The organism is Pseudomonas sp. SDO5591_S426 (genome assembly GCF_054070755.1).
This window is the reverse complement of sequence record NZ_JBSVXD010000165.1, coordinates 1-12,717: the sequence shown is the minus strand read 5'-3', so window position 1 is coordinate 12,717 and position 12,717 is coordinate 1. Positions and strand designations below refer to the sequence as shown.

The 12,717-nt window shown below is 59.8% G+C and carries 12 protein-coding genes; 5 read left to right on the top strand and 7 right to left on the bottom strand.

What is annotated here, in order from left to right; translation table 11 throughout:
- Positions 1–53: 53 nt before the first annotated feature.
- The 6 genes from era to lptF form a co-directional block, all read right to left on the bottom strand.
- On the bottom strand, positions 54–956 hold the full coding sequence (era, locus tag ACW9JC_RS23955) for a GTPase Era (RefSeq protein ID WP_008056597.1): 903 nt from the start codon (positions 954–956) through the stop codon (positions 54–56).
- Positions 949–1,638: a ribonuclease III gene (gene rnc / locus ACW9JC_RS23950; protein ID WP_338584914.1), complete on the bottom strand. Its 690-nt coding sequence runs from the start codon at positions 1,636–1,638 to the stop codon at positions 949–951. The genes era and rnc overlap by 8 nt, the downstream gene beginning before the upstream one ends.
- A gap of 184 nt (positions 1,639–1,822) precedes the next feature.
- A complete protein-coding gene (gene lepB / locus ACW9JC_RS23945; RefSeq protein ID WP_338584913.1) occupies positions 1,823–2,677 on the bottom strand; it encodes a signal peptidase I in 855 nt (284 codons plus the stop codon).
- A gap of 5 nt (positions 2,678–2,682) precedes the next feature.
- A complete protein-coding gene (gene lepA / locus ACW9JC_RS23940) occupies positions 2,683–4,482 on the bottom strand; it encodes a translation elongation factor 4 (RefSeq protein ID WP_150701956.1) in 1,800 nt (599 codons plus the stop codon).
- A 171-nt stretch (positions 4,483–4,653) separates the two neighbouring features.
- Positions 4,654–5,715 carry an LPS export ABC transporter permease LptG gene (gene lptG / locus ACW9JC_RS23935; RefSeq protein ID WP_338584911.1) on the bottom strand — a complete coding sequence of 354 codons (1,062 nt, stop codon included), beginning with the start codon at positions 5,713–5,715 and terminating at the stop codon, positions 4,654–4,656.
- Complete coding sequence (lptF, locus tag ACW9JC_RS23930) at positions 5,708–6,826, bottom strand: LPS export ABC transporter permease LptF (protein ID WP_457458033.1); 1,119 nt, start codon at positions 6,824–6,826, stop codon at positions 5,708–5,710. The genes lptG and lptF overlap by 8 nt, the downstream gene beginning before the upstream one ends.
- Before the next feature lie 309 nt (positions 6,827–7,135).
- Here lptF and ACW9JC_RS23925 point away from each other — a divergent pair, with 309 nt between their 5' ends.
- Genes ACW9JC_RS23925 through ACW9JC_RS23915 form a run of 3 tightly spaced genes read left to right on the top strand, consistent with a single transcriptional unit; the run spans position 7,136 to position 9,515 of the window.
- On the top strand, positions 7,136–8,626 hold the full coding sequence (locus ACW9JC_RS23925) for a leucyl aminopeptidase (protein ID WP_457458031.1): 1,491 nt from the start codon (positions 7,136–7,138) through the stop codon (positions 8,624–8,626).
- Positions 8,627–8,685: 59 nt separating this feature from the next.
- Entirely contained in the window at positions 8,686–9,114 is a 429-nt protein-coding gene (locus ACW9JC_RS23920; RefSeq protein WP_457458029.1) for a DNA polymerase III subunit chi, read from the top strand.
- 8 nt (positions 9,115–9,122) lie between these two features.
- Positions 9,123–9,515 carry a DNA polymerase III subunit chi gene (locus tag ACW9JC_RS23915; protein ID WP_416129828.1) on the top strand — a complete coding sequence of 131 codons (393 nt, stop codon included), beginning with the start codon at positions 9,123–9,125 and terminating at the stop codon, positions 9,513–9,515.
- Between the two features lie 3 nt (positions 9,516–9,518).
- Here ACW9JC_RS23915 and ACW9JC_RS23910 read toward each other — a convergent pair whose 3' ends face one another.
- Positions 9,519–10,283, bottom strand: a complete 765-nt coding sequence (locus tag ACW9JC_RS23910) for a sulfite exporter TauE/SafE family protein (RefSeq protein ID WP_457458027.1) — start codon at positions 10,281–10,283, stop codon at positions 9,519–9,521.
- 150 nt (positions 10,284–10,433) lie between these two features.
- Here ACW9JC_RS23910 and xseA point away from each other — a divergent pair, with 150 nt between their 5' ends.
- Positions 10,434–11,813, top strand: coding sequence for an exodeoxyribonuclease VII large subunit (xseA, locus tag ACW9JC_RS23905; RefSeq protein ID WP_150701949.1), 1,380 nt, complete (start codon positions 10,434–10,436; stop codon positions 11,811–11,813).
- Between the two features lie 3 nt (positions 11,814–11,816).
- On the top strand, positions 11,817–12,638 hold the full coding sequence (locus ACW9JC_RS23900) for a peptidoglycan DD-metalloendopeptidase family protein (RefSeq protein WP_457458024.1): 822 nt from the start codon (positions 11,817–11,819) through the stop codon (positions 12,636–12,638).
- Positions 12,639–12,717: the final 79 nt, after the last annotated feature.

Genomic DNA, 12,717 nt, shown 5'->3' with positions numbered 1-12,717 from the left:
AATCTCATGTAGGAGCTGCCGAAGGCTGCGATCTTTTGATCTTTAAATCCTTGTTACAAGTCGCCATAACCCAACGAACGCAACGCGCGCTCGTCATCGGACCAGCCACCCTTAACCTTGACCCACAGGTTGAGCATGATCTTGGAGTCGAACAGCAGTTCCATGTCCTTGCGCGCCTCGGTGCCGATGCGCTTGATACGCTCGCCCTTGTCGCCAATGATGATTTTCTTCTGGCCATCACGCTCGACGAGGATCAAGGCATGGATGTGCAAGGTTTTGCCCTGCTGCTTGAATTCTTCGATTTCAACGGTGATCTGGTACGGCAGCTCGGCGCCCATCTGGCGCATGATTTTCTCGCGCACCAGCTCAGCGGCGAGGAAACGGCTGCTGCGGTCGGTGATCTGGTCTTCCGGGAAGAAGTGATCGTTTTCCGGCAGGTGATCGGCGATCACGCGCTCCAGTGCATCGAGGTTATGCCCGTGCTGCGCGGAAATCGGGATGATCTGTGCGTTCGGCAGCTGTTCCTGCAACCACGACAAGTGCGGCATCAGCTCGGCCTTGTCTTCGATGCGGTCGGTCTTGTTCAGCGCCACGATCAATGGGCCGGTCACGTACTGGACGCGCTCGAGAACCATCTGGTCTTCGTCTGTCCACTTGGTGCGGTCGACCACGAAGATCACCACGTCGACGTCTTTCAACGCCGCCGAAGCGGTCTTGTTCATGTAGCGGTTCAGCGCCTTTTCGCCACCCTTGTGCATGCCCGGGGTGTCGACGTAGATCGCTTGCACATCACCCTCGGTCTTGATGCCGAGCATGTTGTGGCGGGTGGTCTGCGGTTTGCGCGAGGTGATTGCCAGCTTCTGACCCAGGATGTGGTTCAGCAGCGTGGACTTGCCCACGTTGGGACGGCCGACGATGGCAACATAGCCACAGCGAGTTGCGTTTGTATCAGTCATTGCCATTCTCCACACCCAGGGCAATCAGTGCTGCGGCGGCCGCTACCTGTTCGGCAATACGACGACTCACACCCTGACCTCGGCTTTTTTCATTCAGTAAGATGATTTCGCATTCGACGAAGAACGTCCGGCAATGCGGTTCACCCTGGATATCCACCACTTCGTAACGCGGCAGTTCGCAACCACGGGACTGCAGGAATTCCTGCAGGCGGGTTTTCGGATCTTTGTTGGTGTCGACCAGCGTCAGGCCTTCGAACTCTCCGGCCAGCCAGGCGAGCACACGCTCGCGCGCCACTTCCATGCCGGCATCGAGATAGATCGCACCAATCAGCGCTTCAAGAGCATCGGCCAGAATCGACTCGCGACGAAAACCGCCGCTTTTCAACTCGCCGGAACCCAGGCGCAGGTAATCGCCCAGATCGAAACCCCGGGCCAGTACGGCCAGGGTCTCACCTTTCACCAAGCGTGCGCGCAAACGCGACAACTGGCCTTCGCGGGCCAGCGGGAAGCGATCGAACAGCGCCTCACCGGCAACGAAGTTGAGGATGGCGTCACCGAGGAATTCCAGGCGTTCGTTGTTGCGCCCGGCAAAACTGCGGTGAGTCAGGGCCAGGACCATCAGTTCCTGATCCTTGAAGGTGTAGCCGAGCTGACGCTCGAGACGGCTTAGGGAGACGCTCACGGTTTACCCACGCTGAGTTCGTGGTTGGATTCCACCGCCATCGCCGAGAGTCGGCGCAGGCTTGGGACAATTAACGCTGTGTTCAAAAATAACGTCCTGAATATCATTGTTTTCATGCGTCTGGCGCCGATTGTGCCGGTTCCAGAAATGCATTCGGCGCTGTGTTCAACAGCGCCGTGTTTGATTACTTGATCAGGCCAACCCGCGAGAAATTCGGCAGGTGACTGAGTTTGGGTTCCGGCCAGCTCATCCAGACTGCAAAGGCCTTGCCGACGATATTCTTGTCGGGAACCATGCCCAGCAGGTCCTTGGGAATGCTCGGATCATCCCAGTAGCGACTGTCGTTCGAGTTGTCGCGGTTGTCGCCCATCATGAAGTAGTGCCCGGCCGGCACGGTCCACGAACGGTCCGGCGTTGCGCGGTAGCGGCTCATTTCCTTGCGGATCAGGTGCTCGGCGATGCCGAGTTTTTCCTTGTAGAGCTCGGCGCTGCCCAGCGTGCCCGGCTCGGAGCCGACCAGTTGCTCGGCAATCGACTCACCGTTGACGAACAGACGCTTGTCGGCGGTATACCGTACCGTGTCGCCCGGCAGGCCCACTACACGTTTAATGTAGTTGACGTTCGGGTCGCTGGGGTAACGGAACACCATCACATCACCGCGTTGTGGTTCACCGACTTCGATGATTTTCTTGTCGATCACCGGCAGGCGGATCCCGTAAGAAAACTTGCTCACCAGAATGAAGTCGCCGACATCCAGGGTCGGTTTCATCGAGCCGGATGGAATCTGGAACGGTTCCACCAGGAACGAACGCAGCACCAGCACGATAAACAACACCGGGAAGAACGACTTGCCGTATTCAACCAGCAGCGGTTCTTTGTTCAGCTTCTCGACCACCACCATATCAGGCTGGCTGACGCTGCCCTGATAGGAGGTGATGGCGGCACGCCGACGCGGTGCCAGGATCAACAGATCGAGCAACGCCAACAGGCCGCAGACGAACACGGCGATGACCAGCAACAGCGGGAAATTTAGTGACATAGGACCTAACTATCCAACCTGAGCACGGCAAGGAAGGCTTCTTGTGGAATTTCCACGTTACCGACCTGCTTCATGCGTTTTTTACCGGCCTTTTGCTTTTCCAGCAGCTTCTTCTTACGGCTGACGTCACCACCGTAGCATTTGGCCAATACGTTCTTTCTGAGCGCCTTGACGGTTGTACGCGCCACAATCTGACCGCCAATGGCGGCCTGGATTGCCACGTCGAACATCTGCCGCGGAATCAGTTCTTTCATCTTCTCGGTCAACTGGCGACCTTTGTAGTGCGCGTTGTCACGGTGCACGATCAACGCCAGGGCGTCGACCTTGTCGCCGTTGATCAGCACGTCCAGTTTCACCAGACTAGCCGATTGGTAACGATCGAAATGGTAGTCCAGCGAAGCATAGCCGCGACTGGTGGATTTCAGGCGATCGAAGAAGTCCAGCACCACTTCGTTCATCGGCAGATCGTAGGTCACCTGGACCTGAGTGCCGAGGAACAGCATGTCGACCTGCACACCACGTTTTTCGATGCACAGCGTAATGACGTTGCCCAGGTGCTCTTGCGGCACAAGAATGTTGGCCCGCACGATCGGCTCGCGCATGTCTTCGATGGAAGACAGGTCCGGCAGTTTCGACGGATTATCGACGTAGATCGTCTCGCCGGTCTTGAGCAGCAGCTCGAAGATTACCGTCGGCGCGGTGGTGATCAGGTCCAGGTCGTACTCGCGCTCCAGGCGCTCCTGGATGATTTCCATGTGCAGCATGCCGAGGAAGCCGCAACGGAAGCCGAAGCCCAGCGCGTCGGAGCTTTCCGGGGTGTACTGCAGCGACGAGTCGTTCAGGGTGAGCTTTTGCAGCGCTTCACGGAAATCTTCGAAGTCGTCGGAGCTGACTGGGAACAGACCGGCGTACACCTGCGGCTGAATGCGTTTGAAACCCGGCAGCACGTCGACATCCGGCGTGGAGCTCAAGGTCAGGGTGTCGCCCACTGGCGCACCGTGAATGTCCTTGATGCCGGCGATGATGAAACCTACTTCACCGGCCTTCAGGTCAACGGTAGCGGTGTGTTTCGGGTTGAATACACCGACGCTGTCCACCAGGTGGATCTTGCCGGTGGACTTGACCAGAATCTTGTCGCCCTTCTTCACGCGGCCGTGACGCACACGCACCAGGGAGACAACGCCCAGGTAGTTGTCGAACCAGGAGTCGATGATCAACGCTTGCAGCGGATCTTCGATATTGCCGGTCGGCGCGGGAATGGTGGCGACCAGGCGCTCAAGCACTTCATCGACGCCCAGACCGGTCTTGGCAGAGCAAGTGACCGCGTCGGTGGCATCGATGCCGATGATTTTTTCGATTTCTTCTTTAACGCGGTCCGGATCGGCCTGTGGCAGGTCGATCTTGTTCAGCACCGGCATCACTTCCAGGCCCTGTTCGATGGCCGTGTAGCAGTTGGCAACCGACTGAGCTTCAACACCTTGACCGGCATCGACCACCAGCAGCGCGCCTTCACAAGCCGCCAGCGAGCGGCTGACTTCGTAGGTGAAGTCAACGTGGCCGGGGGTGTCAATGAAGTTCAGCTGGTAGTTGATACCATCTTTGGCTTTGTAATACAGAGTAACGCTGTGAGCCTTGATGGTGATCCCGCGCTCACGCTCAAGGTCCATGGAATCCAGTACCTGGGCTTCCATTTCACGCTCGGCCAGGCCGCCGCACATCTGGATGAAGCGATCGGCCAGCGTCGACTTGCCATGGTCAATGTGGGCGATGATGGAGAAATTGCGGATATGACTCAAATCACTCACGGATCAACACTCAAAAAGGCTGCAGGCATAGCCCGCCGAAAAATAGCCGGGAATTGTACCTGATCCACGGCGCAAGCGTCACGTTCGCAGGTCAGACGGCGCATACAAAAACGCCCCGGTCTTGCGACTGGGGCGTTTTTTATCAGCAGCGAGGTCAGGAAGCAGCCGTCATCAACCGGCGCGACGCAACAACCAGACCCCGGCCAGGGCACAGACACTGGCCGGCACCAGCACCGCAAACAGCGGCGAGAAACCGAACACCAGGCTCGAAGGCCCCAGCAAATCCTGGGCAATGCGGAAGGTGAAACCTACCAGAACCCCGGTAAATACCCGCTGACCAAGGGTCACCGAGCGCAACGGGCCGAAAATGAAGGAAATCGCCATCAGCACCAAAGCAGCGGTGACGAGCGGCTGCAACACCTTGACCCAAAACGCCAGCCAGTAACGGCCATTGTTCAGTCCCTGGTCCGCCAGATAGTGGATATAGCCCCACAAACCGGTGATCGACAGGGATTCAGGCGCCATGACCACCGTGCTCAGCAACTGCGGGCTCAAGGCCACCTCCCAGCGCTCAACCGGGGTAGTGACTACTTCAGTGTTCTTTTCATGAAACACCGTGGTGGTCACATCGCTCAACTGCCAGTGATCCTTGTCGAACTCCGCGCGCTTGGCAAAGCTCGAGGACAGCATGTGGCGCTGATCGTCGAAGCGATAACGGGTCACACCATACAAAATACCGTTGGGCTGCACAGAGTTGACGTGGATGAACTCGTCACCCTGGCGGTGCCACAGACCGTGCTTGGCGCTTTGCGCGTCGCCACTGCCCTGGGCCAGCGAACGGTTGGCCTGGGCGGTGCTTTCGGTTGCCGGCGCGACGTACTCGCCAATCAACACGCCCACCACCATCAGGATCAGCATCGGCTTCATCACCGCCCAGACAATCCGCCCGATCGACACGCCAGCGGCGCGCATGATGGTCAGTTCGCTGTTGCTGGCCAGACTGCCGAGGCCGATCAGGCAACCGATCAGCGCGGCCATCGGCAGCATGTCGTACAGACGACGCGGCGCGGTCAGCAACACGTAGCTCAAAATATCGACCAGGGTGTAGGTGTCGCTGACTTCGCTCATCTCATCGATGAAGGCGAACAAGGTCGCCAACCCGAGAATGATCCCCAGTACCGCGAGGATCGCCATGAACACGCTGCTACCGATGTAGCGGTCGAGCTTAACCACGGGCCACCTCCAGCGCGCTGCGGCGACTCGCCATCTTCAAGCGCAGGGGCTCCCAGTAAAGCAGGCCCAGGCCAATGACCAGGAAGATCGCGTGCACCCACCACAAGCCCAGCGCCGGCGGAATTTTGCCCTTTTCAAGGGCGCCGCGAGCGGCAATCAGGATGGTCAGGTAAGCCATATAAAGAAGAATCGCCGGCAGCAGCTTGAGGAAACGGCCCTGACGCGGGTTGACCCGCGACAGCGGCACCGCCATCAAGGTCACGATGAACACCAGCAACGGCAGGGACAGGCGCCATTGCAGCTCGGTGCGCGAACGGATGTCGTCGCTGCCCAGCAAAGACGCGGTGGTCATGGCATCGCGATCGGTCACTTCGTCACTGACATCCGGCTTGGGCAGCAGCACGCCGTACTCTTCGTACTTGATCGCACGATAGTCGGCCTGCCCCGGATTACCGTCATAACGGTAGCCGTTGTCGAGGATCAGGTAGCGGTTGCCGTCAGGACGGATTTCCTGGCGGCCCTTCTCGGCCACCAGCACGGAGATCCCGCGGTCCTTCTTGTCGGAACTGACGTTCTTCTGCGAAATGAACACACCCGCCAGATTGATGCGGTCATCCGACAACTGTTCGGTGTACGTCACCCGCGTACCGTCGCGCAGAGCCTGGAAACGACCGGGCTCCAGGGTATCGAACTCGGTCAGGGCATCTTGCTTGTTCAGCAGCAGCTGGAACTGATTGGCACCCTGTGGCGCCAGGCTCAGGCTCAACCATGCAACCACCAGCGCCACCAGCGTGGCCGGGAACAAGGTCATGCGGAACAGGCGTTGCTGGCTCATGCCGGTGGCCGAGAGCACGGTCATTTCACTTTCGAGGTACAGGCGACCGTAGGCCAGCAGGATCCCGAGAAACAGGCCCAGCGGCAGAATCAGTTGCAGGAAGCCCGGCAGACGAAAGCCCATGATCAGGAACAGCGAGCCCGGATCCAGTTGGCCCGAAGCTGCTTGGGCGAGGTACTTGATGAAGCGTCCGCTCATGATGATGACCAGCAACACGGCGCTCACGGCACTCAAGGTCAACAGGACTTCGCGGGATAGATAACGGAAGACGATCAAACCAGACACTCCAGGGTTGTCAGGCTAAGGCGGCCAAACAAGCAAACATATCAGACAGCCCGCAAGGCAGAGCCGCCGAAAAAAGATGGCGCATTATCCTGTGATTGGGTGCGCCTGTCACTGCGCACGCTCACGCAGGCTGTCAAAGCGCTGAAGATCGTACAACCGAGGGTTGTCAGGCGCCGGTAGCGAGGTTCAAACTGCGGCCTTCGTCGCCGGTCGTTACCGGCGCCTCTCTATCTATAAGCGAGCGACGCACATACGTCGTCGAGCGCTTGCGTGTTGACCATCAAATTCAGGGACCCGGACATGGAACTGGTTGTAAAAAGCGTTAACCCGGAAACGTTGAAGACCGCCACGCTGGTGGTTGCCGTCGGTGAAGGCCGCAAGCTCGGTGCTGCCGCCAAACAACTCGACGAACTCAGCGGCGGTGCAATCAGCGCCGTTCTCAAACGCGGCGACCTGGCCGGCAAAGTCGGCCAGAGCCTGTTGTTGCACAGCCTGCCGAACCTGAAAGCCGATCGCGTGCTGCTGGTGGGCGTGGGCAAGGATGAAGAACTGGGCGACCGCCCGTTCCGTAAAATCATCGCCGGCGTACTCAACACCTTGAAAGGCCTAGGCGGCACCGACGCCGTACTGGCCTTGGACGAAATCGTGGTGAAAGGCCGCGACAGCTACGGCAAGACTCGTTTGCTGGCCGAAACCCTGGTCGACGGCGAATACCAGTTCGACCAGTTCAAGAGCCAGAAAGCCGAACCCCGCGCCCTGAAGAAAATCACCCTGCTGACCATCAAGGCCGCCCAGGCTGAAGTGCAGCGCGCCGTGACCCACGCCACCGCGATCGCCAACGGCATGGCATTCACCCGCAACCTGGGCAACCTGCCACCGAACATCTGCCACCCGACTTTCCTCGGTGAGCAAGCGAAGAACCTCGGCAAAGAGTTCAAGGATCTGAAAGTCGAAGTCCTCGACGAGAAGAAGATCAAGGCACTGGGCATGGGTTCGTTCTACGCCGTCGGCCAGGGCAGCGCCCAGCCGCCGCGCCTGATCGTCATGCAATACAACGGCGGCAAGAAATCCGAGAAGCCTTACGCGCTGGTCGGCAAGGGCATCACCTTCGACACCGGCGGCATCAGCCTGAAACCGGGCGCCGGCATGGATGAAATGAAGTACGACATGGGTGGCGCCGCCAGCGTGTTCGGCACCCTGCGTGCCGTGCTCGAACTGAAGCTGCCGATCAACCTGGTGTGCATCCTGGCTTGTGCCGAGAACATGCCGAGCGGTAACGCTTCGCGTCCGGGCGACATCGTCACCACCATGAGCGGCCAGACCGTGGAAATCCTCAACACCGACGCCGAAGGCCGTCTGGTGCTGTGCGACGCCCTGACCTACTCCGAGCGTTTCAAGCCGCAAGCAGTGATCGACATCGCCACCCTGACCGGTGCTTGCGTGGTTGCTTTGGGTTCCCATACTTCCGGCCTGCTGGGCAACAACGACGAGCTGATCGGCCAACTGCTGAGCGCCGGCAAGGCTGCCGACGACCGCGCCTGGCAACTGCCGCTGTTCGATGAGTACCAAGAGCAGCTGGACAGCCCGTTCGCCGACATCGCCAACATCGGTGGCCCGAAAGCCGGCACCATCACCGCTGCCTGCTTCCTGTCGCGCTTCACCAAGAACCTGAACTGGGCGCACCTGGACATCGCCGGCACGGCCTGGACCAGCGGCGGCAAGGACAAGGGCGCCACTGGCCGTCCGGTTCCCCTGCTGACCCAATACCTGCTGGACCGCGCCAAAGCCTGAAACCAATGAACCTGGGCGACGTCGCTTTCGAGTGACGCCGCTCCGGCTCAGGAAACGCAATGACCAAAGTCGACTTCTATATCCTGCCCAGCGCCGATCCTTCGGCACGCCTGGACTTCGCCTGCAAGCTCACCGAAAAAGCCTGGCGCATGGGCCACCGCGTCTACCTGCATTGCAGCGATGTCGCCCAGCGCGATGATCTCGATGCGCGCCTGTGGGCGTTCAAGGGCGAAAGTTTCGTGCCCCACGGCCCTGCTGAAAGCGAACCGGACAGCCTGATCGTGCTGGGTTTTGGCGATGACTGCGGTCAGCACCAGGATTTGCTGGTCAACCTCGACCTGAAAGTCCCGGCCTTTGCCCAACGTTTCGCCCGCGTGGCGGAAGTGGTGGTGGAGGATCCGACGATCAGAGCAGCCGCGCGGGAGAGTTTCCGTTTCTACCGCGAACAGGGCTATCCTCTGCAAGATCACCGTTTACAGCGACTCTGAGCATTCCGATGGACACTCCAAAACCGCTGCAAAAGTCCGCGCACCTGCTGGACGACCTTGAGTCGATCCGCCAATTGCTCGGCGATGACAACCTGCAACCACCGCTGCTGACCGACACGGTCGAAGACGGTGACCAGGAACAGATTCCGATGTTGTTCGACACCGTCAGCGAACCCGCGCCGACCGTCGCACCGACACCTGCGGCCAAGCCTGCCGCCGAACCGGCACCGAGCGCCGACAAGAACGCCGACGCGCTGCTGTACCTCGACAGCGAGCTGCGCGCCGCCGCGCAATTGATCATGCAAGACGTGATCGACGACTTCGCGCCGCACATCGAAACCGAAATCAAACGACGCCTGAGCGCACGACTTGAGCGGTTGTTGAGTCAGTACAACGATTGACCTTCAGGTGCTGAGGTAGCGGCCGATCAAGGCGATCCCGCTGGCCAGCACCAACCAGGTCACTAACCGCACGAACGCTTCACGGGACAAGCGCATGGTCAGTCGTCGGCCTATCCACAGTCCCAGCGCCATGGCCGGCAGCAAGCACAGCGCCAACACGAGCAATGGCAGTTCGGCGTACACGCCAGCCACAGCGAAAAGACTCAAGCGCACCACCGTGCTGCAACTGATCAGCGCGCTTTGCGTCGCCCGCGCCTCGTCCTTGGGCAGGCGGCTGTTCAGGTAGATCGCATACAAAAAACCGCCACTGCCAAACAGCGCACCGAACATCCCGCCTATCGTGCCCATCGGCAGCGCCCACGCGGCGGACAACTGAGCCGGACGGACTTTTATCCACAGGCTGTAGATCGCATAGGCGCTGATAAACAGCCCCATCATCAGCAGCAACAGATCGGATTTCAGGTTCAGCAGGAAAATCACGCCCAACGTACAGCCCACCGCCATGCACGGCAGCAAGCGCAGCAACTCCGGTTTCGCCACGTCACGCCGCGAGGGCAACAAATTGCCAAATGCCGCGACGAAATCCAGCAGCACCAGCAGCGGGACGATTTTCGACAACGGCATAAACAGAATCAGAATCGGCCCGGCGACCAATGCCGTGCCGAAACCGGCAATGCCGAAGACGATGTAGGCCAGGGCGATGCCTGAGCCGATTACCAACCACCCGACCGCGCCAAAACTCCATTGACCCAACAATTCAACCAACATGTCTTCCAATCCCTGTAGGAGCTGCCGAAGGCTCGGTCCGTGCTCGGACGATCTTTTGATCTTCAAAAGCAAAATCAAACGATCGCAGCCTTCGGCAGCTCCTACAAGGGATCGTGCATTCAATAAGTGAATGCCTTTAAACTGCGCCCCATGATTAAAGATCCCTTTGCAAGACTCGGCCTGGACCGCGAAGTCCTGACTGTCAGCCAGCTCAACGGCCGCGCGCGGGTGTTGCTCGAAGACGTGTTCAGCAATATCTGGGTCGAAGGCGAAATCTCCAACCTTGCCCGCCCGGCGTCCGGCCACGTGTACTTCACCCTCAAGGACAGCGGCGCCCAAGTGCGTTGCGCGCTGTTCCGGCAGAACGCCGCGCGAGTGCGTCAGGCGTTGAAGGACGGCCTGGCGGTCAAGGTGCGTGGCAAGGTCTCGTTGTTCGAGGGCCGTGGCGATTATCAGCTGATTCTCGACACCGTGGAGCCGGCCGGTGACGGTGCGTTGCGCCTGGCTTTCGATGCCTTGAAAGAAAAACTCAGCGCCGAAGGCCTGTTCAGTGCCGAGCGCAAAGTGCCGCTGCCGGCGCATCCGCAACGCATCGGTATCATCAGCTCGCCGACCGGCGCCGTGATCCGCGACATCATCAGCGTGTTCCGCCGCCGCGCACCGCAGATACAACTGACGCTGATTCCCACCGCCGTGCAGGGCCGCGAAGCGACTGCACAGATTGTCCGCGCCTTGAAACTGGCGGATGCCCGTGGCTTCGATGCGTTGATCCTGGCCCGTGGCGGCGGTTCGCTGGAAGACCTTTGGTGCTTCAACGAAGAAGCCGTGGCCCGCGCCGTCGACGCTTGCGTAACCCCCATCGTCAGCGCCGTCGGCCACGAAACCGATGTCTCGATCAGTGACTTCGTCGCCGACGTGCGCGCCCCCACCCCATCGGCCGCCGCCGAGCTGCTGGCACCGGATTCCAGCGATCTGGTGCGCCGGGTCGAAAGCCTGCATCGCCGACTGGTGATGCGCATGCGCGATCGCCTGATGCGTGACCGGTTACGCCTGGAAGGCATTTCGCGCCGCTTGCGTCATCCCGGCGAACGTCTGCGCCAGCAAGCCCAACGGCTGGATGATCTGGACATGCGCATGCGTCGCGCGTTTGAGCGCAGCCTCAATACCCGTCGTGAGCGGCTGATCCGTCTGGAGACACGTCTGGCCGGGCAACATCCGGGTCGACAATTGGCGATGCTCCGTCAACGCCTCGACAGCCTCGCCGAACGCCTGCCCCGCGCCATCCGCGAGGGCTTGAAAAGCCGTCGCCTGCAACTGCAAAGCCAGATGCAGACGCTGCATGTGGTCAGCCCGTTGGCGACCCTCGGTCGTGGCTACAGCATTCTGCTCGACGAGCGCGGCAACGCGATTCGCAACGCCAGTCAGACTCACACCGGCCAGCGCCTGAAAGCCAAGCTGGGTGAAGGCGAACTGCAAGTGCGGGTCGAAGACAATCACCTGACGCCCGTCACCCTTTCTTTACTGGATTGATCCATGCCGCGTTTTTTTGCTTCGCTGTTGCTGCTGTGCCTGACCTTCAACGCCCACGCCGACAGTTACATCACCCGTTTGCTGAACAAACCGGTGCCGGGTGGCGTGGCCGTCGTGGATCTGGGCGCTGCCGCCCAGGCACCGAAAGCCAGTTATCAGGGCAAACCGGTGTTGGTGGTCAAGGAACAGAACAACTGGCTGGCTATTGTCGGCGTGCCGTTGACCGTGAAACCCGGTACTCAGTCAATCAGCAGCGGCGGTCGCAACCTGAGTTTCACCGTCGGCAACAAAAAATACCCGGAACAGCGCATCACCCTGAAGAACACCCAGCAGGTCAATCCGGACCCGGAGAATCTCAAGCGCATCGAACGTGAACTGGCCGAACAGATCGCCGCCTACCGCACCTTCAGCCCGAACACCCCAAGCAACCTGCTGCTGGACAAACCGGTCAATGGTCCGCTGTCGAGCAAGTTCGGTGTGCGCCGGTTCTTCAACGGTGAAGAGCGCAATCCCCACTCTGGCCTCGATTTCGCCGTGGGCGCTGGCACACCGATCAAGACCCCGGCCGCCGGCAAGGTGATTCTGATCGGCAACTATTTCTTCAACGGCAACACGGTGTTTGTAGATCACGGCCAGGGCTTTATCAGCATGTTTTGCCACATGTCGAAAATCGATGTGAAGGTTGGGCAGCAACTGGCGCGCGGTGGCGTGGTGGGTAAGGTCGGCGCGACTGGCCGGGCGACCGGGCCGCACATGCACTGGAATATCAGCCTGAATGATGCACGGGTGGATCCGGCGATTTTTATTGGGGCGTTTCAACCTTAAGCAACATCAAAAGATCGCAGCCTGCGGCAGCTCCTATGTATGGACTCGCCCCCACTGTCTACCCGCTTTTGAAAAACCG

What these genes read in the sequence shown, in the direction of transcription:
- era (WP_008056597.1), bottom strand. Translation starts at nt 956, where the DNA reads ATGACTGATACAAACGCAACTCGCTGTGGCTATGTTGCCATCGTCGGC.
- lepB (WP_338584913.1), bottom strand. Translation starts at nt 2,677, where the DNA reads ATGTCACTAAATTTCCCGCTGTTGCTGGTCATCGCCGTGTTCGTCTGC.
- ACW9JC_RS23925 (WP_457458031.1), top strand. Translation starts at nt 7,136, where the DNA reads ATGGAACTGGTTGTAAAAAGCGTTAACCCGGAAACGTTGAAGACCGCC.
- ACW9JC_RS23920 (WP_457458029.1), top strand. Translation starts at nt 8,686, where the DNA reads ATGACCAAAGTCGACTTCTATATCCTGCCCAGCGCCGATCCTTCGGCA.
- ACW9JC_RS23915 (WP_416129828.1), top strand. Translation starts at nt 9,123, where the DNA reads ATGGACACTCCAAAACCGCTGCAAAAGTCCGCGCACCTGCTGGACGAC.
- ACW9JC_RS23910 (WP_457458027.1), bottom strand. Translation starts at nt 10,283, where the DNA reads ATGTTGGTTGAATTGTTGGGTCAATGGAGTTTTGGCGCGGTCGGGTGG.
- xseA (WP_150701949.1), top strand. Translation starts at nt 10,434, where the DNA reads ATGATTAAAGATCCCTTTGCAAGACTCGGCCTGGACCGCGAAGTCCTG.
- ACW9JC_RS23900 (WP_457458024.1), top strand. Translation starts at nt 11,817, where the DNA reads ATGCCGCGTTTTTTTGCTTCGCTGTTGCTGCTGTGCCTGACCTTCAAC.